The following is an 18,920-nucleotide window of genomic DNA, read 5'->3' on the forward strand; positions in this document are numbered from 1 at the left end:
GGGGCAGCGAACCGGCTCGAACGGACGTGCAACCTCTGCCGGGTGCCCCGCATTAGGGAGGTGTGCGCCGCGACCGCGGCGCCGCGGAAGGGAGCGTTCATCGATGGCGAAGCAGACCCGCGACGCCGAGTTCACGGAGTTCGTCGCGGCTCGGGCGCCGTGGCTCCGCAAGGTGGCCTACCTGCTCTGCGGTGACTGGCACCGGGCGGACGACCTGGTCCAGGAGTCGGTCACCAAGCTGTACGTCCGCTGGTCGCGGCTGTCCCGGCTGGAGAACCTGGACGGGTACGCCCGGACCGTCCTGGTGAACACCTTCCTCGCCGAGCAGCGCTCCCCCTGGGGGCGCTGGGCCGCCCGCCGCCGGACCGGGGCGGTGCCCGAGCCGGCCGCCGCCGGACCCGACCTGGACCTGTCGGTCGACCTCCGGCGCGCACTCGCGGCCCTGCCGCCGAGGCAGCGGGCCACCGTGGTGCTGCGCCACTACTGCGACCTGACGGTGGAGCAGACCGCGGCGGCGCTGGGGTGCTCCACCGGCAATGTGAAGAGCCAGACCTCCCGGGGGCTCGACGCCCTGCGCCGGTCCCTCGACCAGCAGGACCGCCAGGACCGGCAGGACCGGCAGCACCGTCAGGACCGCACGGACCTTCCCAACCTCCGAGACCTCCGGCCGGCCGTGCCGGTGGAAGGGGCAGCGTCATGAACCACCGCACCGACCTCACCGAGGACCGCCTCGCCGCCGAGCTGGCCGCCGGCCTCGTCGCGCTCGCCGACTCCCCAGCCCCGCTCGGCCGGACGGACACCGCCTGGGCGATCCACCAGGGCCGGTCCCGGCTGCGCCGGCGCCGGCTCGGGGTGCTCGGCGCGGTGACGGCGGTCGCGCTGGGGGCCTCGGTCCTCGGCGCCACCCTGCCGGACCGGGCCGCCAACGGCCCGGTGAAAGCCGCCACCGGCCCGGCAGCGCAGGACCTCGTGCTGCCTGCCCTCGGTCCGGACACCGGCCACGACCCGCTCACCATCGCCGCCGCGTTCGGCTGGCTGCCCGAGGGCTTCGACGGAGCCAGCTACATCATCGGCTTCAGCGGGGCGCCCACTCTGTTCAGCGGCAAGGCCTACGGCCCGCCGCAGACCGGCCCGGACGCGCTGGCGATGAACCGCCAGACGGTCTTCCTCTCGGCCTACGCGGCCGACCAGGCTCCGACGGTCGGGACCGACAATCTCGGCCAGCAGCAGTACCGGGTGGACGCCCGGCCGGTGAACGGCAGGCCGGCGTACTGGGTGGGCCGGGCGCCGGACGATCCGACGGGCCCGAGCGGTGACTACACGCTCCGCTGGCAGGCGGCCGACGGGTCCTGGATCGAACTGCACGGCATCTATCTGCGCGCCGCCGACGGCGTCCTCGACCTGCTGCTCGGCATCGCCGACAAGGTCACCACCGGCCCCCAGGCGGTACGGCTGCCGTTCAAGGTCCGGAACATCCCCGCCGGCTTCACCCAGGGCGGGGTCAACCTCTACCTGGGCACCGGGGCCGCCGACGGCTACCCCTGGTCCGCGGGCATCAACTACCAGTCCGGGGACAAGTACATCAGCCTCGACGTCCGGCCCGCCGTCGAACCGGTCCGCTCGCCGACCGCACCCCTCCCCCGGCCCGGGCTCAGGCTCGTGGCCTCGCCCTCGCCCTCGACCTTGGCCTCGACCACGACCTCGGCCACACCGAACACGGGACCGGAGTCCCCCAGGCAGTGCACCGAGACCCTGGGCGTCCAGGTGTGCGCCACCGCCTCCCCGGACGAGGCCCCCCTCGGCACGGCCGAGGGCCTGGCCGGGTGGCTGGACCGGTTCGTCCCGCTCGGCACCGACCGCTCTGCCTGGACCACCGAGGTCACGCCCTGAGGACGCGCGGAGCCACGACGGCCCGGAACGCCGGTGGCCGGCGCCCCCGCGAGGGGACGCCTACCACCGGCACTCGCCTGTCACCGCATCAGTAGCGGTACTGCTCCGCCTTGTACGGGCCCTCGACCGGAACGCCGATGTAGTCGGCCTGGTCCTGGGAGAGCACGGTGAGCTTCACGCCCAGCGCGTCGAGGTGCAGCCGGGCGACCTTCTCGTCCAGGTGCTTCGGCAGCACGTAGACGCCGATCGGGTACTGCTCGGTCTTCGTGAACAGCTCGATCTGGGCGATCGTCTGGTTGGCGAAGGAGTTGGACATCACGAACGACGGGTGGCCGGTCGCGTTGCCCAGGTTCAGCAGACGGCCCTCGGACAGCACGATGATGGTGCGGCCGTCCTCCTTGCGCCACTCGTGGACCTGCGGCTTGACCTCGGTCTTCACGACGCCCGGGAGCTTCGCGAGGCCGGCCATGTCGATCTCGTTGTCGAAGTGGCCGATGTTGCCGACGATGGCCTGGTGCTTCATCCGGGCCATGTGGGAGGCCATGATGATGTCCTTGTTGCCGGTCGTGGTGATGAAGATGTCGGCGGTCTCCACGACCTCGTCCAGGGTCGCGACCTGGTAGCCGTCCATCGCCGCCTGCAGCGCGCAGATCGGGTCGATCTCGGTGACGATGACGCGGGCGCCCTGGCCGCGCAGCGACTCGGCGCAGCCCTTGCCCACGTCGCCGTAGCCCGCGACGACGGCGACCTTGCCGCCGATCAGGACGTCGGTGGCGCGGTTGATGCCGTCGATCAGCGAGTGGCGGCAGCCGTACTTGTTGTCGAACTTCGACTTGGTGACCGAGTCGTTGACGTTGATCGCCGGGAACAGCAGCTTGCCGTCACGGTGCATCTCGTACAGGCGGTGGACACCGGTGGTGGTCTCCTCGGTGACGCCCTTGATGGTGGCGGCGACCTCGGTCCACTTGTTCGGGGTGTCCTTGAGGGTGCGGTTGAGCAGCTCCAGGATGATCCGGAACTCGTCGTTGTCCGCGGTGGACGGGTCCGGCGCGACACCGGCCTTCTCGAACTCGACACCCTTGTGGATCAGCAGGGTGGCGTCACCGCCGTCGTCCAGGATCATGTTCGGGGTCTGGCCGTTCGGCCAGGTCAGCGCCTTCTCCGTGCACCACCAGTACTCGTCCAGGGTCTCGCCCTTCCAGGCGAAGACCGGAACGCCCTGCGGGTTCTCCGGGGTGCCGTTCGGGCCGACGGCGATGGCCGCGGCGGCGTGGTCCTGGGTCGAGAAGATGTTGCAGGAGCACCAGCGGACCTCGGCACCGAGGGCGGTGAGGGTCTCGATGAGGACGGCGGTCTGCACGGTCATGTGCAGCGAGCCGGTGATCCGGGCGCCGGCCAGCGGCTGCGACGCGGCGTACTCGGCGCGGATCGTCATCAGGCCGGGCATCTCGTGCTCGGCGAGCTGGATCTCCTTGCGGCCGAACGGGGCCAGGGAAAGGTCGGCGACCTTGAAGTCACCGGTGATGTCGGTCGACATGCGTCTGCTCCTCGCTGAGGGGGTGGGGCGGGGCCAAGGTCCTGGGGTGCGTCACAACACGGCGGGCCGCGACGGTGTGCGGCGACGCCAGGGCGTCCGGCCCGCGGCCGGGTCGGCGCGGTACGGCTGTCCTGTTGCTCGGCACAAACCGTCGGAGGACCTCTCTCCCTCGACCGGCGCGCCCCCGTGGGGGGCGGGTCACCGATCGACCGCCATCAGCAGCGACGTTCTGGCTCTGGGGACGAATCTACACCGACGGCCCCGCGGAACGGCCCGGTACGGCCGTTTTTCGGCCTCCGGGCCGGAGCCCGCGCGGGCTCAGTGCGCCCCGCCGGGAACGGGCCCGCCGGGCGTGGCGTACGGGTCGTCACCCGCCGCCTCCTTCTCCGCGCTGTAGATGTCCGGCTCCAGGTAGATGACCCGGGCGATCGGCACCGCCCGCCGGATCCGGACCTCGGCGGCGTCGATCGCCGCGGCGACCTCGGGGGCGGTGGAGTCGGCCGGAACGGCGATCTTGGCGGCGACCAGCAGTTCCTCCGGGCCCAGGTGCAGGGTCCGCATGTGGATCACCCGGTCCACCGAGTCGTGGTCGACCAGCGCGTCCCGGATCTGCGCCACCACCTCGGGGTGGGCCGACTCGCCGAGCAGCAGCGACCTGGTCTCGACGGCCAGCACGAAGGCGATGACGATCAGCAGCACGCCGATGCACAGCGTGCCGACGCCGTCCCAGATCCCGTCCCCGGTGATCGCGGTCAGCCCCACGCCGAACAGCGCCAGGACCAGGCCGATCAGCGCGCCGGTGTCCTCCAGCAGCACGACCGGCAGCTCGGGCGCCTTGGCCCGGCGGATGTACGCGGGCCAGCCGTGCGCCCCCTTGTCCTTGACGGCCTCGCGGAACGCGGTGAGGAAGGACCAGCCCTCCAGCGCGATGGCGAGGACCAGCACACCCACCGGCCAGTACCAGTTGTCCAGCTCGTGCGGGTGGGCGATCTTCTCGTAGCCCTCGTAGACGGCGAACATGCCGCCGAGGCTGAACAGCACGATCGACACCAGGAACGCGTAGATGTACCGCTCGCGCCCGTAGCCGAACGGGTGCTGGGGGGTGGCCTCGCGCTGCGCCCGCTTGCCGCCGATCAGCAGCAGCACCTGGTTGCCGGAGTCGGCCACCGAGTGGACGCCCTCGGCGAGCATCGAGGAGGAGCCGGAGAAGGCGAACGCGACGAACTTGCTCACCGCGATGCCCAGGTTCGCGGCCAGCGCCGCGATCAGCGCCTTGGTACCGCCTTCGGTGCTCATTGCTCGGAAGGTCCCTCCGTCGGGGGCCGTCCGCGCGGCCCGTGACCGGTCGTCCGGTGGCCCGGTCGTCGTCGAGCGCATACGGTACCGGGCCGACCCGCCGCAGGCTCAGGACTGGGCGGCGAGCCCGAGGTAGACGGCGGCGAAGTCGGTGAGCGCGACCAGCTCGACCAGTGCGTGCAGCGGCTCGGCGCGGCGGCCGGCGTACTCGGTCAGCCGGACGTCGTGGGCGGCCGCGAGCCGGTGCGCGCGGGTGACGCCGTAGCTGCGCGGGCGCGCGTCGTCGGCCGGGACCTCGACCGGGCCGCCGTCGTCCTCGCCGGGTGCTCCCCCGAACCCGGGACCGGCGGAACCGGCACCGGCACCGGCACCGGAGGGCGCCTCCTCGACGGTCTGCCGCAGCAGCAGGACCTGGAGGTGCAGCGGGTCCGGCTCGTCGACCCGGTCGCGGAAGAAGTCGTCCGGGTCGGCGCCCGCGCCGAGCTGGCCGGTGAACATGCCCCGGTGCGCGGTCAGCGCCTGCGGCAGCAGGCCCGCCAGGGCCGGGCGGCCGGCCCGTTCGGCGAGCTGGGCGGCGAACCGCCCGGCCGCGGCGCCGGCCACCGGTCCCTCCGCCCAGAGCAGCGGGACGGTCCCGGCCAGCCGGGCGGCCAGGCTCTTCGCCGGGTTGGTGTACGCGGCGGCGTCCGGCCGGCAGCGGACGGCGGTGGCGTCCAGCAGGTCGGCGGTCGCCGCGAGCGCGTCGTAGGGCAGCGGGGTGACGCCCAGCTTCTGGGTGAGCGCGAGCAGCGGGGCGAGGTGGGCCCAGAGCGCGGCCGGGTCCTCGGCGGGCAGGTCGGGCTCGGTGCCCCGGCCGCGTTCGCCGTCGTCGTCGGCGGGCGCGTCGGAGGTGTCGGCGGGGGGCACGAACGGCAGCGGCAGCGCCCGGACCTGCAGCGCGGCCTCGGCGAGCGGGCTGCCCCCGGGGGCGGTGACCACGATCGCGCAGCCGCGCGCGTAGGCCTGCTCGGCGAGGGCGACCAGGCCGCGTTCGCCGCCGGCGGCGGAGCTGATCACCAGCAGGTCGAGCGGGCCCGCCCAGCCGGGGAGCTGCCAGGCCAGGCCGGCCGTGAAGACGGCCGGGGCGCTGGCGCGGTCGGTGCGCGGGACGGGCGCGGCGTCGGTGGGCGGCAGCGGGACGACCAGGCTCGCGGTGCCGGCCAGCGCGGCGAGCATCTCGCCGGCGGTCAGCGCGCTGCCGTGCCCGGCGACCAGGACGGCGCGCGGGCGGCCGTCGGGCCGCAGCCGGTCCAGGCCGGCCGCCTCGGCGAGCCGCAGCGCGGTGCGGACCCGGGCGCCGGAGCCGGCCAGGGCGAGCAGGGCGCGGTCGTGGTCGGCGCGCCGGAGGGCGGCCGGGTCGTCGAGCAGGGTGTCGTCGAGCATGCGGCGGGCCTCCGGCTGCTGGCTGGGCGCTGAGGACGGCGGACGAGCGGGGCGGCCGGCCCCGGTCGGGGACCGGGCGGCGCCCCGCCCCAGGATCAGGCCGGGCGGCGGGCCTCGTCCACCAGCAGGACCGGAATGCCGTCGCGCACCGGGTACGCCAGGCCGCAGGTCTCGCCGGCGCAGAGCAGCTCGGGCTGCTCCTCGGTGCCGCCCTCGGTGAGCGCGGACCGGCACTGCGGGCAGACCAGGATCTCCAGCAGGAAGGATTCGAGCTTCATGGGTTCGGTCTCCGGTCTCGGTACGGGTTCTCGGCCGACGGCACAGCGGTGCCCCGGCCGAGAGGAAACCCTACCGGCCGGGGCACCGGGGCCGTACGTCAGGCGCGGACGATCGCGAGCACGCCGTCGCGCAGTTCGGCCATCCTGGCCGGGTCCTTGGCCTCGACGTTGAGGCGCAGCAGCGGCTCGGTGTTGGAGGCGCGGAGGTTGAACCACCAGTCCGGGCCGGCCACGGTGAGGCCGTCCAGCTCGTCGACCTCGGTGCCCTCGACGGCGTAGGCGGCGCGGACGGCGGCGGTCCGGTCGGCCTGGTCGGCGACGGTGCTGTTGATCTCGCCCGAGGCGGCGTAGCGGTCGTACTCGGCGGTGAGCGCGGAGAGGGTGCCCGGCTGCCCGCCGAGGGCGGCCAGCACGTGCAGCGCGGCGAGCATGCCGGTGTCGGCGCGCCAGAAGTCGCGGAAGTAGTAGTGGGCGGAGTGCTCGCCGCCGAAGACGGCGTCGGTGACGGCCATCTCCTGCTTGATGAAGGAGTGGCCGACCCGGGTGCGGACGGGCTTGCCGCCGAGCTCGCGGACCACCTCGGGGACGGTCCAGGAGGTGATCAGGTTGTGGATGATGGTCGGCTCGTCCTCGCCGGCGGCCCGGGCGCGGGCGATCTCGCGGGCGGCGACCAGCGCGGTGATCGCCGACGGGGAGACCGGCTCGCCGCGCTCGTCGACGACGAAGCAGCGGTCGGCGTCGCCGTCGAAGGCGAGGCCGAGGTCGGCGCCGACCTCGCGGACCTTGGCCTGGAGGTCGACCAGGTTCTTCGGGTCGAGCGGGTTGGCCTCGTGGTTGGGGAAGGTGCCGTCCAGCTCGAAGTACATCGGGACGAGCTCGATCGGCAGGCCGTCGAACACGGTCGGCACGGTGTGGCCGCCCATGCCGTTGCCGGCGTCGACGGCGACCTTGAGCGGGCGGATCGCGGTGAGGTCGACCAGGCCGAGCAGGTGGTCGGCGTAGCCGCGCAGGGTGTCCTGCTCGCTGAGGGCGCCGGGCGCCACGTCGCGGGCGGGGACGGTGACGGTGTCGTCGGCGGCGGTCCAGGACTCGACCAGTTCGCGGATCTCGGAGAGCCCGGTGTCCTGGCCGACCGGGGCGGCACCGGCCCGGCAGAGCTTGATGCCGTTGTACTCGGCCGGGTTGTGGCTGGCGGTGAACATCGCGCCGGGCAGGTCGAGCGAACCGCTGGCGTAGTACAGCTGGTCGGTGGAGCAGAGGCCGATCAGCACCACGTCGGCGCCGTAGCCGGCCGCGCCCTCGGCGAAGGCCTGGCTGAGCGACGGGGAGGAGGGGCGCATGTCGTGGCCGACCACGATCGCGGACGCTCCGGTGACCTGCACGAACGCGGCGCCGAAGGCCCGGGAGAGGTTCTCGTCCCACTGGTCCGGGACGACGCCCCGTACGTCGTACGCCTTCACGAGCTGCTTGAGGTCGCGCACTGCGGCTCCACCCTGGTTCTGTGTCTGATCGGCGAACGCGCCGGCGCCCTGGCCGGCGGACCGGTCGCCCCTGGTCACGGTAGGTCCGGGCGCGGCGGTGGCCGGTACCCGGTAGGGGGGCAGCGTACCCGGGCGGGCGGAACGGTTCGTGCCGGGGCGGGGGCGGTCCGGGGCTCAGTTGTCGGGCGAGCGGAGCACCCGGAGGTGGCCGCGGCGGCCGGCCTCGGTGGACTCGCCCTCGGGGGAGCGGCCCTGACGCGGGGTCTGCGGGCGCGCGGCCTCGCGGACGGCGTTGGCGAGCGCCTCCAGGTCGTCACTGCTGCGGCGCAGCGGACCGGCCTCGGCGGCGAGCCTGACCACGTCCCAGCCGCGCGGGGCGGTGAGGCGCTCGGCGTGCCCGGCGCACAGGTCGTAGCAGTGCGGCTCGGCGTAGGTCGCGAGCGGGCCGAGGACGGCGGTGGAGTCCGCGTAGACGTACGTCAGCGTCGCGACGGCCGGACGGCCGCACGCGGTCCGCGAACAACGACGTACAGAGCTCACGAGGGTGGACGGTACCGCACTCCTTGCCGGGGAGCGAAGACCGCCTGTCCGGAAGGTGTGCCGTGTCGCGGTCCGCGCGCCGCCCGGGCGCTCCGCTCGCCCCGGGCGAACAGGTGCGGGGGTGGTCCACTTCCTGGCATCCAAGGACTACTCTCGGCAGTGATATGGACAGCTCCGCACCGCAGTCATCGACGGGTCCCTCACGCCGCCCCCGGCACCGTGACCGGCACGGCAGGGGTCTCCGCGGCCCGCTGGCGCCGCCGCAGGTACCGATCTCGCTCACCCGCTCCGAGTTGTTCGACGACTATGTGCGCGAGTCGGTGGAGCGTCTTGAGCGGCGCTGGCCGCAATTGATCGAGGTGGAGTTCGCCGTCCAGGAGGTGCCGCTGCACGAGCCGGACGGCGCCGACGCGGACGGCGGGGTGCCGCTGGGGCGGGTGTCGCCGGGTCAGCAGGGGCGCAAGAGCCAGATCGTGGTGTACCGCAGACCGGTGGAGATCCGGGCGAAGTCGCGCGAGGACCGCGCGGCGCTGGTGCACGAGATCCTGATCGAGCAGGTGGCGGAGCTGCTGGGGCTCTCCCCCGACGCGATCGACCCGCGGTACGACGAGGACTGAGCCGCCACGGCGCGGGGGCCGCCGCCCGAACCGGGTGGCGGCCCCCCGCGCCGTGCTGTCGGCGGACCGCTCAGCGCAGGACCACGCCCGGGTCCTGGGAGGCCTGCGGGACCTTGACCGTGGAGCGGTCGTCGCGCAGGGCCTGGACGGTGAACATCGGCACGTCCTTGGTGGGGAGCGCGAGCATCCGCGCGGCGACGACCGGGCCGCCCGAGACGGTCTCCACGGTCAGCGCGAAGGCGCCGTTCAGTCCGGTGGGCTCGGGGGCCGGGAGGGCGACGGTGCCGCCGGCCGGGAGCTGGACCTCCTTGGTGGTGGGCGTGCCGCCGCCGGTGCCGGCCGAGGCGGTGACCCGCACGGTGGCGGCCTCGCCGGTGGAGGTCAGGAAGAGCGTGGACGGCCCGCCGCCCCGGTTGTCGGCCACGGTGGCGCGGGCGCCGACCGGCGCGGTACCGGCCAGCCAGGCGGCGTCGGACTTGCCGTTCGCCCCGGCCCGGTCGACCCGCACACCGGCCACCACGGGGGTGGGGTGCTTGTCGTCCGTGGGCGACACCCGCAGCCCGGCGACCTCGTCCCGGGTCACCTTGCCGAGGTCCACCGAGGCGACCATGCCGGCCTTGACGTGGATGGACTCGTTCCCGGCCGGGACGAACCAGCCGTTCTTGCCGGAGAGCTCGATCTTCAGGTCGGCGTCGTCCTCCGGCGGGGCCCAGACCACCAGGTGGGCGGCCGAGGTGTCGGCGGGCAGGCCGGGCATCACCTGGACCGGCGCGGGGTCGGCGGAGGCGGGCACCCAGTCGGCGCCCTTGCTGCCGTCGGCGGCGTGCAGGGCGGCGCCGACCCGGCCGGAGCGGGCGACCACGTGCACGGCGAGGTCGGCGACCTGACCCTTGCTGATGGTGGGCAGCAGGACCGATTGGGAGCTGCCGGGGGCGACGGTGATGCCGTTGGCGGCGTCGTTCTCGATCAGGCCCTTGTCGCCGTAGAGCTTGATGTCGACCACGGCGGCCGTCGACTCGGCGTTGACCAGGCTGACGTAGTCGGTGCGGCCCTCGGCGGTGGAGGCGCCCGCGAACCAGAAGCCGGTGCCGGACGGCGTGCAGGTGATCCCGGACAGGCCGAGGCCGCGCTGCTCGGTGACGGTGGTGGTCTGGGTGACGGTGAAGCCGGGGGCGAGCGCACCGGTGGCGACGGCCCCGGCGCCGGGCGCCAGGTCGCTGTTGGCGGCGGGCGCGGACACCGGGGTGCCGGGCTTGGCCAGGGTGAGCCGGGCGTCGGCGGGCGCGGCGTTCTTGTCGGCGGCGGCCGCGGCGGCCTGGGTGGGCGCACCGCCGGCGGCCGGGGTCGCGGGCGTGGGCGGCGCCGCGGGGGCCGACGGCGCCGGGCCCGGGGCGGCGGCGGCGGCGCGGCCGCGTCGGAGACCCAGCCGGCGCCGCCGGTGCCGTCGCCGCCCGCGCCGGTTCCCGGCGGGGTGTACGCGGTGAGCGTGGTGGAGCCGGTGAGGCCCTGGAGCGGCTGCGGGCAGACCACGGAGGTCCGCTCGACCTGTGCCGAGGTGGCGGTGGCCCGGTCGGTGGCCGCCGGGGCGGCGGGCTTGCGGAGTTCGGCGATGCCGAACACCGCCGCCAGCACCACGGCGGCGGCCAGCAGCGACCGGGTGGTGCGGGCGGCGCCGGAGCCCCGGGGGGCCGCCGGGGCCGCCGGGGCCGTGCCGCCGGCCGGGGCGCCGTCGAAGGTGCCGGTGTCCCCGGCCCCGCGGGCGGTGTCCGGAGTGGCGGACTTCTTCCTGAAGGCGGGCTTCTTCATCGCGGGTCAGCTCCCCGATCCGTGGTGGTGCGGGTACCGGCCCGGGCCGTGCGGGCTGTTCGGGTCGTTCGGGTCGTTCTGGTGGTTCGGGTCCTGCTGTTCGTAGTAGGGCTCGCCCTGCTGCCCCGGCACCCAGGGCTGCTGCTCCGGCTGCTGGTACGGGTCGTAGCCGTACTGCTGCTGCTCGCCCTGGTAGGGCTGCTGGTAGCCCTGCTGCTGGTAACCCTCCTGGCCGCCGTACCCCTGGCCGCCGTACGGCGTGCCGACCGGCTGCTGCGCGTACGGGTCGTAGCTGTACGGGTCGGCCTGCTGGTACGTCTGGTACGGGTCGGCGTAGGGCTCGGCCTCCTGCGCGGCGGCGGCCGCCAGGACCGCTCCGGCCGCCGGCTCGGCCGCCGGACGGTCCGTGCCCTGGCCGGGACGGCCCTCGTACACCCCGGCGTCCGGGTCGGCCGGCTCCGGGCCCTCGTGCTCGGCGCCCTCGCCCCGCTCGGCCATCCGGCGGGCCCGGCGGCTGCCGGGGACCGGGGCCTGCGCCTGGGCGGCGGCGGCCAGCTCGGCGGCGGCGACCACGTCCTCGGGCAGGTCGTCGTCCTTGTGGTTGCGCCGGCCGGGCAGGGCCAGCACCAGCACGGTCAGGCCGAGCAGCAGCTGGGCCCAGGTCCAGCCGGTGTGCAGCAGGCTGCCCTCACGGGTGAGGACCAGCTTGCCGCCGGCGGCGGGGAGCTTGAAGCCCTGCGCCCAGCCGTCGACGGTGACCCGCTCCAGGGCGGTGCCGTCCAGGGTGGCCGTCCACTCGGGGGCGGCGGACTCGGCGAGCCGCAGCACCCGGCCCTCGGGGCCGGCCGGCAGGGTGGTGTCGATGTCGCGCGGGCCGGACGGGACCACCACCGGGACGGTGCCCGGCGCGGTGATCAGGGCCCGGGTCGCGGGGGTGCCGTCGACCTGCCAGAGCGCGGCGCCGCCGTCCTGGTTGGCCTTGACCAGGCCGGGCGTGGTGTCCAGGACGTCCTTGAAGGCGCCGATCAGCGGCTGGTCGACCAGCACGTAGGCGATGCCGTAGCGGGAGAGCGCGCCCGCCTGGTCGGCGCCGGAGCCGGCCAGCAGGCTGCCGACGGTCCGGTCCAGGCCGGCCGTGGTGCCGGTCTCCGGGTCGACGGTGGACTCGGCCTGGCCGAGCGTCAGACCGGAGCCCCGGGCCACGGTGTACGCGACCGATCCGCCCTTCGGGTCGCCGGTCAGGACCAGGGTGCGGGAGCGGTCGGTGGTACCGGCCTGTTCGGCGATGAACGCCGGCACCTGGGCGCCGCGGCCCCGGTGCAGCGGGCCGTCGGCGCCGGTGACGGCCCACCAGAGGCCGGTGCCCAGCGGGGCGAGCAGCGCGGCGGCCACCACCAGCGCGGCGACCGGCTGGCGCCAGCCGAAGGCGATGCCGGCGACCCGGGCGTTGGCGCCGTCGGCGCCGATGGCGGCGGCGGCCAGCAGGGCGACACCGGCCAGCAGGGTGGCCGGGCCGGACCACGCGGGCACGGCCGGACCGCCGGAGGCGGGGGTCACCGAGGTACCGGCCACCGCGACCGCGAAGACCAGTCCGGCCCCGGCGGCGCCCCAGGCGGCCAGCACCGCGCGGCGGCGGTCGGCGCGCAGCAGGGCGGCCAGCGCGGCCAGCACCACACCGGCGGAGAGCCAGACCGGCGGCACCCCGGCACCGCCGGGGTTGACCATCAGCAGCCCGGCCGAGGTCGGGCCGGAGCCGTGCAGACCGGGCAGGCCGGCCTCCAGCAGCAGCCGCTGCGGGTGCGAGAGCACCTGCAGCGACCAGGGCGCGAGCACCCCGACCGGCACCGCGAGGATCACCAGCACCCGCAGGCCGAGCAGCCGCAGCGCGGTGGCGCCGGAGCCGAAGGCCCCGCCGCGGACGACGGCGGCGACCAGCATGGCCAGGCAGAGCGGCACGGCCAGGGCCCAGACCAGCGGGACGAAGGCGGTGGCCAGGGTGAGCAGCAGGACCGCCATCCAGACCGGCCGCCAGCCGGGGCGGGCGCCCTTGGCGGCGCTCTCGGCGCGGATGCCGAGACCGGCGGCGATCGCCGCGGCGCGGGCCAGCGGCGGGAGCAGCACGGCCAGCACGGCGGTGCCGATCCGGCCCTGGGCCAGCGCGCCGGTGGCGGCGGGAAGCAGCGCGTAGGTGGCGCTGGCCCAGGCGCGGACCAGCTTGGAGTCGATCAGCGGCCGGGAGACCAGGTAGGCGCTCACGGCGGAGAGCGGGACGGCGAGCACGACCAGCAGGGTGACCGCGAGGTCGGCGTGGTCGAACAGCATCCAGGAGAGGATCGACAGCACCGCGAGGTAGGGCGGCGCGGCGGCGGTGGAGCCGGTGCCGACCGGGTGCCAGGCGTCGGCGTACATCGACCAGAGCCCGGCCGCGCCGTCGGTGGCCGGCAGCAGGGCGCCGCCGAACAGGGCCCCGCCGCCGAGCAGGTCGCGGCAGGCGACCAGGGCGAACACCAGCAGGGCGGCGAACAGCACCGGCGCCGGGCGCCGGGCGAGCTTCTTGATCAGCGCGAACTGCTCGACGACCAGGTCCTCGGAGTCCTCGTCGCCCGGCCCGGCCTCGACCGAGCCGTGCCGGCCGCCGGTGTCGTCACCGCCCCCGATGCCGAGCGAGCCGACGACGCCCTCGACGGCGAGCCGGGCGGTGGCACCGGGCGCGGGGAAGAGCGTGCGGTCGTCCAGCGCGTCGGCGGAGCGGGTGCGGCCGCGGCGTTTGCGGGCGGCCAGCAGTCGCGGCAGCCGGACGAGTTCGTGGCCGAGGCCGGCCAGCTCGTCGAAGGCCTGCTTGGGGTCCTTGCCGAGCAGGTTGGCGAACACCCGCAGCAGGGTGCCGAGCACCAGTCGGAGCAGGACGTAGGGGAAGAGCACGCCCTTGGAGTTGGCGAGCAGGGTGAAAACGGCGCCGGCCTTGTCCACCCGGTGCGGGTGGGCGGGGCCGCAGTCGATGGCGCGGCGCTCGCGGCTGGCGGCCTCGGCGTGCCGGAGCACGGCGTCCGGGGCGACCACGACGCGGTGGCCGGCGGCGTTGACCCGCCAGCAGAAGTCGGTGTCGTCGCGCATCAGCGGCAGTGCCCGGTCGAAGCCGCCGAGCTCCTCGAAGACATCGCGGCGCACCAGCATGCCGGCGGTGGAGACGGCGAGCACCGGGCGGACCTGGTCGTGCTGGCCCTGGTCCTGCTCGCGCCGGTCGAGCCCGGTCCAGCGGCGGCCGGAGCGGGCGATGCTGACGCCGACCTCCAGCAGCTGTCGGCGGTCGTACCAGCTGCGCAGCTTGGGGCCGACGACGGCGGCGCTGGGGGTGGAGTCGGCGACCTGGAGCAGTCGGCGCAGCGCGTCGGTCTGCGGCTCGCAGTCGTCGTGCAGCAGCCAGAGCCACTCGACCGGCGTGGTCTCCCGGGGGCCGCCCCGGCCGAGGTCGTCCTCCTCGCCGAGCGGGTCGCCGAAGTCGTCCCAGCCGCCGGTGACCGGGTCGTAGCCGGAGGGGTCGAGCCGGTAGGGCAGGTCCTCGGCCCGCAACGGCGGGCTGTTGAACACCGCCTCGGCGACGGCGGTGCCGAAGCCGGCCCGGCGGCCGAGCACGGTCGGGCCGCTGTCGGGGAGCCAGTCGGCGAGGGTCTCGGCGAGCAGGCGCTGGGAGTCGTCGGTGGATCCGGTGTCGACCGCGAGGACGCGCTGGACCTGGCGGTCCTGGCCGAGCAGGCCGGCGAGGGCCTGCGGCAGCCAGCGGGCGCCGTCGTGGGAGACGATCACGGCGGTGACCAGATGGCGCGGATAGGCGGGCGGCCTGCTGGCGGAGGAGCCGCTCTGGTGGCTGTAGACGGTCATCGAGTGCGCGGGCCCCAGTTCTCGGTGGACACAGCCGGTGAACGGCAACCGGATGGCGCACCACACTAACGGCTCCGGGTGTCGGCTCCGTCCACGGTGTCCGCCCGGGAACGCGAAAGCGCCTCACCACAGGGGGTGAGGCGCTCCGTCGCGGGCTGTTCGCGCGGGCCGACCGGTCGGGGTGCCGAGGCCGGCGGATCCGGGGCAGCCTGGGGATCCGGAGGTTCCGGGGGATGCGGCCACCCCGGTCAGACGGCGCTCTTCTTGAGCCGACGGCGCTCGCGCTCGGAGAGGCCGCCCCAGATGCCGAAGCGCTCGTCGTTGGCCAGGGCGTACTCCAGGCACTCGGAGCGGACCTCGCAGGCGAGGCAGACCTTCTTGGCCTCGCGGGTGGAGCCGCCCTTCTCCGGGAAGAAGGACTCGGGGTCGGTCTGCGCGCAGAGTGCGCGCTCCTGCCAGCCGAGTTCTTCCTCCTCCTCGATGCCGTCACCGATCAACAGCTCAAAGAGCTCGCTCATGTGGCGCGCCTCCTCTGCCCCTATTGGCGTCCCCGTGGTTGCCGTTGCCTCGTGCGGCCGACGACACGAGTGAAATTACAGTTGCGTCACTCTGGCCCAGTCAAGCCGAGCTCTGGTATTGGGGCCGGGATTCACTCCCTGGCACCAAGCCGTTACGAATAGTGTACATAACCGGACACATCAGACTTCTAGCCCGATTGCGCGCGAAGGTCGACGAACCATTCGCGACCGGGGGCCGGATGACAAGCAGTCACCGCCACAGGCCGGTCATCGCCCTGCCTTCCCGGCGATCTTCCCATCGAAACATAGAGGGTGATTTATCACTCCATCGGGTAGTTCATGACCGATCTCACCCGAATGTCCGCTCTCCCCGAGTTGACACCGGCCCTGCGGATGCGTTGTCCTTTTCCCTATGTCAGAGTTCCTCGGCCCCCGGAGCGGTTCCGCGCTCCGCCCTGCCGTGAACTCCTGTTGTCGCCTCTGTTCCTGCCGCTGTATCTAGGCGCCCGCCGTCCCGCCGCGCGCCGCCCAGGAAGCACAGAGGCCGCCCGCGATTCCCGCCCCAGGACATCCCGGACCCGGCTGACTCCCCTGACGAACCAGCCCTCCGAGGACGACTCCCGTGCGAATGATCCGCATCCGCAAGCGGAACCGCGACCGCAGCAAGCTCGCTCTCCACGGCCTCCGCGCCGCCACCACCCGACCTTTGGCACCCGCCCCCGCCGCCCGGCCCGGCGGCCACCCGTGGGCCGACGGCCTCAGCGACGTCTCCATCGCCGGCGACCCGCTGGCCTTCCCGCACCTCGCCCGCACCGACCTGCCCGCCCACCCCACCACCGTCGCCGAGTACGCCCGGCTGGTCCGCGAGATCGCCGCCGACCGGGACCGCTGGGAGCCGCTGGTCCAGTACGACGCCCTCACCCGCTGGTACGCCCGGCTGGAGACCGGCCCCGGCTACGAGGTCTGGCTGCTCAGCTGGCTGCCCGGCCAGAGCAGCGGCTTCCACGACCACGGCACCTCCTCCGGCGTGATGACCGTGGTCCGCGGCGAGCTCGTCGAGCGCTCCCTCACCCACACGGGAGAGGACTCGCGCGACCTGCGCCCCGGCGGGCGGAGGGTCTTCTCCCCCGGCTACCTGCACGAGGTGGTCAACGCCTCGCTGGAGCCCGCCGTCTCGATCCACCTCTACACCCCCGGCCTGACCGAGATGAACCAGTACGGCGGTGCCGTCGTCCCCGAGCAGCACCCGCAGACGTCCGCCGAGGCCCACTGAGGCTCCGGGCGCGGTTGTCGAGGGTCGGGCTGACGACCCGTCGGCGCGTGGCAGGATGGGCGCATGCGCATCGTGGCACTGGCAGGCGGGATCGGCGGAGCGCGTTTCCTGCGCGGACTCCGGGAGGCCATCGGACCCGAGGACGAGATCACCGTCATCGGCAACACCGGTGACGACATCCACCTCTTCGGGCTGAAGGTCTGCCCCGACCTCGACACCGTCATGTACACCCTCGGCGGGGGCATCCACGAGGAGCAGGGCTGGGGCCGGACCGACGAGACCTGGTCCATCAAGGCCGAGATGAAGGAGTACGGCGTCGGCCCCGAGTGGTTCGGGCTCGGCGACCGCGACTTCGCCACCCACCTCGTGCGCAGCCAGATGCTCACCGCCGGCTACACCCTCAGCCAGGTCACCGAGGCGCTCTGCGTGCGCTGGCAGCCCGGGGTCCGGCTGCTGCCGATGAGCGACGACCGGGTCGAGACCCACGTCCGGATCACCGACGAGCAGGGCACCCGGGCCATCCACTTCCAGGAGTACTGGGTCAAGCTGCACGCCGCCGTCGACGCCGAGGCGATCGTGCCGGTCGGCGCCGACACCGCCAAGCCGGCGCCCGGCGTGCTGGAGGCCCTCGCCGAGGCCGACGTCATCCTCTTCCCGCCGTCCAACCCGGTCGTCTCGATCGGCACCATCCTCGCCGTGCCGGGCATCCGGGAGGCCGTCGCGGCCGCCCCCGCCCCGGTCGTCGGGCTCTCGCCGATCATCGGCGGCGCGCCCGTGCGGGGCATGGCCGACAAGGTGCTCGCGGCCGTCGGGGTCGAGGCCACCGCCGAGGCGGTCGCGCTGAACTACGGCTCCGCCCTGGTGGACGGGTGGCTGGTGGACACCGTCGACGAGGCCTCGGTGGCCGCCGTCGAGGCGGGCGGGATCGCCTGCCGGGCGGTGCCGCTGCTGATGACCGACGTCGCCGCCACCGCCGAGATGGCCCGGGCCGCGCTGGCGCTCGCCGAGCAGGTGCGGCGGTGAGCCTGCGGATCCTCCCGGTCCCCGGGCTGCCCGAGATCGACGCGGACAGCGACCTCGCCGGGCTGATCGCCAAGGCCGCCGACTACGAGGACGGCGACATCCTGCTGGTCACCTCCAAGGTGGTCAGCAAGGCCGAGGGCCGGCTGCTGCACGCCGCCGACCGGGAGGCCGCGATCGACGCCGAGACCGTCCGGCTGGTCGCCCGGCGCGGCCCGATCCGGATCGTCGAGAACCGCAACGGCCTGGTCATGGCCGCCGCCGGGGTGGACGCCTCGAACACCGCGCCCGGCACCGTCCTGCTGCTGCCCGAGGACCCGGACGCCTCGGCCCGCGCGCTGCGGGCCCGGCTCCGGCAGCTCACCGGACGCCGGCTCGCCGTCGTCGTCACCGACACCTTCGGCCGGCCCTGGCGCAACGGCCTCACCGATGTCGCCATCGGCGCCGCCGGCCTGGCCGTCCTGGACGACCACCGCGGGCGCTCCGACTCCCACGGCAACGAGCTGTTCCAGACCGTCACCGCCACCGCCGACGAGCTGGCCGGCGCCGCCGACCTGGTCAAGGGCAAGGCCACCGGCACCCCGGTCGCGGTGGTCCGCGGCCTCGGCCACCTGGTCACCACCGAGGACGGCGAGGGCGTCCGGCCGCTGCTGAGGCCCGCCGCCGACGACATGTTCCGGCTCGGCACCTCCGAGGCGATCCGGCAGGCCGTCACCCAGCGGCGCACCATCCGCGCCTTCACCGCCGAACCGGTCGACCCGGGCGCCGTCCGGCGCGCGGTCGCCGCCGCGGCCACCGCGCCCGCGCCGCACCACACCACACCGTGGCGGTTCGTGCTGCTGGAGACCCCCGAGGTGCGGACCCGGCTGCTGGACGCGATGCTCGCCGCCTGGCGCCGCGACCTCGCCGAGCTGGACGGCTGGGACGAGGAGAAGATCGCCCGCCGCACCGCCCGCGGCGACGTCCTGCGCGACGCCCCCTACCTGGTCGTCCCGTGCCTGGTGATGGACGGCGCGCACGACTACCCGGACGCGCGCCGGGCCGCGGCCGAGCGCGAGATGTTCACCGTCGCCGTCGGCGCCGCCGTGCAGAACCTGCTGGTCACCCTCGCCGGCGAGGGCTACGGCTCGGCCTGGGTCTCCTCGACGATGTTCTGCCGCGACACGGTGCGCGAGGTCCTCGACCTCCCGGACCACTGGGACCCGATGGGCGCCGTCGCCGTCGGCCGCCCCGCCGAACCGCCCCGCAGCCGCCCGGACCGCACGGCGGACGCCTTCATCGAGGTGCGGTAGGGGTCAGAGGCGGCGGTGGACGTCCCGCCGGTTGCCCACGTTGACCACCAGCTCCCGCACGGTCGCTTCCA

The 18,920-nt window shown here is 74.6% G+C and carries 15 protein-coding genes; 6 read left to right on the plus strand and 9 right to left on the minus strand.

All coding sequences use genetic code 11. From position 1 onward, the window contains the following. The first annotated feature begins 103 nt into the window (after positions 1–103). Both ACW14Y_RS16665 and ACW14Y_RS16670 read left to right on the plus strand, forming a co-directional pair. Positions 104–700 (plus strand): SigE family RNA polymerase sigma factor, encoded by a 597-nt coding sequence (locus ACW14Y_RS16665; RefSeq protein ID WP_380394357.1) that lies wholly within the window; start codon positions 104–106, stop codon positions 698–700. Further along, positions 697–1,890 (plus strand): hypothetical protein, encoded by a 1,194-nt coding sequence (locus ACW14Y_RS16670; protein WP_456987406.1) that lies wholly within the window; start codon positions 697–699, stop codon positions 1,888–1,890. Before ACW14Y_RS16665 ends, ACW14Y_RS16670 begins: the two co-directional genes overlap by 4 nt. 88 nt (positions 1,891–1,978) lie before the next feature. Here the strand turns inward: ACW14Y_RS16670 and ahcY are convergent, their stop codons facing one another. The 6 genes from ahcY to ACW14Y_RS16700 form a co-directional block, all read right to left on the minus strand. Next, positions 1,979–3,427 (minus strand): adenosylhomocysteinase, encoded by a 1,449-nt coding sequence (gene ahcY / locus ACW14Y_RS16675; RefSeq protein WP_380310749.1) that lies wholly within the window; start codon positions 3,425–3,427, stop codon positions 1,979–1,981. 318 nt (positions 3,428–3,745) lie between these two features. Next, positions 3,746–4,723: a cation diffusion facilitator family transporter gene (locus ACW14Y_RS16680; protein WP_340636125.1), complete on the minus strand. Its 978-nt coding sequence runs from the start codon at positions 4,721–4,723 to the stop codon at positions 3,746–3,748. A 108-nt stretch (positions 4,724–4,831) separates the two neighbouring features. After that, positions 4,832–6,145 carry an SIS domain-containing protein gene (locus tag ACW14Y_RS16685; protein ID WP_456987409.1) on the minus strand — a complete coding sequence of 438 codons (1,314 nt, stop codon included), beginning with the start codon at positions 6,143–6,145 and terminating at the stop codon, positions 4,832–4,834. Positions 6,146–6,240: 95 nt separating this feature from the next. Further along, positions 6,241–6,423 (minus strand): Trm112 family protein, encoded by a 183-nt coding sequence (locus ACW14Y_RS16690; RefSeq protein ID WP_030398084.1) that lies wholly within the window; start codon positions 6,421–6,423, stop codon positions 6,241–6,243. Positions 6,424–6,521: 98 nt separating this feature from the next. Continuing rightward, positions 6,522–7,904 carry a phosphomannomutase/phosphoglucomutase gene (locus ACW14Y_RS16695; RefSeq protein WP_380394354.1) on the minus strand — a complete coding sequence of 461 codons (1,383 nt, stop codon included), beginning with the start codon at positions 7,902–7,904 and terminating at the stop codon, positions 6,522–6,524. Between the two features lie 174 nt (positions 7,905–8,078). After that, positions 8,079–8,444: a DUF3499 domain-containing protein gene (locus ACW14Y_RS16700; RefSeq protein WP_266311404.1), complete on the minus strand. Its 366-nt coding sequence runs from the start codon at positions 8,442–8,444 to the stop codon at positions 8,079–8,081. 164 nt (positions 8,445–8,608) lie between these two features. On the opposite strand from ACW14Y_RS16700, the gene ACW14Y_RS16705 reads away from it, so the two are divergent. Further along, positions 8,609–9,061: a metallopeptidase family protein gene (locus ACW14Y_RS16705; RefSeq protein ID WP_093861873.1), complete on the plus strand. Its 453-nt coding sequence runs from the start codon at positions 8,609–8,611 to the stop codon at positions 9,059–9,061. 70 nt (positions 9,062–9,131) lie between these two features. Here ACW14Y_RS16705 and ACW14Y_RS16710 read toward each other — a convergent pair whose 3' ends face one another. The 3 genes from ACW14Y_RS16710 to ACW14Y_RS16720 form a co-directional block, all read right to left on the minus strand. Continuing rightward, on the minus strand, positions 9,132–10,301 hold the full coding sequence (locus ACW14Y_RS16710; RefSeq protein ID WP_380444474.1) for a DUF5719 family protein: 1,170 nt from the start codon (positions 10,299–10,301) through the stop codon (positions 9,132–9,134). 572 nt (positions 10,302–10,873) lie between these two features. Continuing rightward, positions 10,874–14,746 carry a glycosyltransferase family 2 protein gene (locus ACW14Y_RS16715; RefSeq protein WP_380393102.1) on the minus strand — a complete coding sequence of 1,291 codons (3,873 nt, stop codon included), beginning with the start codon at positions 14,744–14,746 and terminating at the stop codon, positions 10,874–10,876. A 248-nt stretch (positions 14,747–14,994) separates the two neighbouring features. After that, complete coding sequence (locus ACW14Y_RS16720) at positions 14,995–15,264, minus strand: WhiB family transcriptional regulator (protein WP_030310813.1); 270 nt, start codon at positions 15,262–15,264, stop codon at positions 14,995–14,997. A gap of 622 nt (positions 15,265–15,886) precedes the next feature. On the opposite strand from ACW14Y_RS16720, the gene ACW14Y_RS16725 reads away from it, so the two are divergent. From ACW14Y_RS16725 to ACW14Y_RS16735, 3 genes are all read left to right on the plus strand, one after another. Beyond that, a complete protein-coding gene (locus ACW14Y_RS16725) occupies positions 15,887–16,537 on the plus strand; it encodes a cysteine dioxygenase (RefSeq protein WP_456987414.1) in 651 nt (216 codons plus the stop codon). A gap of 63 nt (positions 16,538–16,600) precedes the next feature. Further along, on the plus strand, positions 16,601–17,560 hold the full coding sequence (cofD, locus tag ACW14Y_RS16730) for a 2-phospho-L-lactate transferase (RefSeq protein ID WP_380309208.1): 960 nt from the start codon (positions 16,601–16,603) through the stop codon (positions 17,558–17,560). After that, entirely contained in the window at positions 17,557–18,849 is a 1,293-nt protein-coding gene (locus ACW14Y_RS16735; protein ID WP_380309210.1) for a coenzyme F420-0:L-glutamate ligase, read from the plus strand. The genes cofD and ACW14Y_RS16735 overlap by 4 nt, the downstream gene beginning before the upstream one ends. Positions 18,850–18,920 lie beyond the last annotated feature (71 nt).

This window comes from Kitasatospora sp. cg17-2, assembly GCF_054031055.1.

What these genes read in the sequence shown, in the direction of transcription:
- ACW14Y_RS16665 (WP_380394357.1), top strand. Translation starts at nt 104, where the DNA reads ATGGCGAAGCAGACCCGCGACGCCGAGTTCACGGAGTTCGTCGCGGCT.
- ACW14Y_RS16670 (WP_456987406.1), top strand. Translation starts at nt 697, where the DNA reads ATGAACCACCGCACCGACCTCACCGAGGACCGCCTCGCCGCCGAGCTG.
- ahcY (WP_380310749.1), bottom strand. Translation starts at nt 3,427, where the DNA reads ATGTCGACCGACATCACCGGTGACTTCAAGGTCGCCGACCTTTCCCTG.
- ACW14Y_RS16680 (WP_340636125.1), bottom strand. Translation starts at nt 4,723, where the DNA reads ATGAGCACCGAAGGCGGTACCAAGGCGCTGATCGCGGCGCTGGCCGCG.
- ACW14Y_RS16685 (WP_456987409.1), bottom strand. Translation starts at nt 6,145, where the DNA reads ATGCTCGACGACACCCTGCTCGACGACCCGGCCGCCCTCCGGCGCGCC.
- ACW14Y_RS16690 (WP_030398084.1), bottom strand. Translation starts at nt 6,423, where the DNA reads ATGAAGCTCGAATCCTTCCTGCTGGAGATCCTGGTCTGCCCGCAGTGC.
- ACW14Y_RS16705 (WP_093861873.1), top strand. Translation starts at nt 8,609, where the DNA reads ATGGACAGCTCCGCACCGCAGTCATCGACGGGTCCCTCACGCCGCCCC.
- ACW14Y_RS16715 (WP_380393102.1), bottom strand. Translation starts at nt 14,746, where the DNA reads ATGACCGTCTACAGCCACCAGAGCGGCTCCTCCGCCAGCAGGCCGCCC.
- ACW14Y_RS16720 (WP_030310813.1), bottom strand. Translation starts at nt 15,264, where the DNA reads ATGAGCGAGCTCTTTGAGCTGTTGATCGGTGACGGCATCGAGGAGGAG.
- cofD (WP_380309208.1), top strand. Translation starts at nt 16,601, where the DNA reads ATGCGCATCGTGGCACTGGCAGGCGGGATCGGCGGAGCGCGTTTCCTG.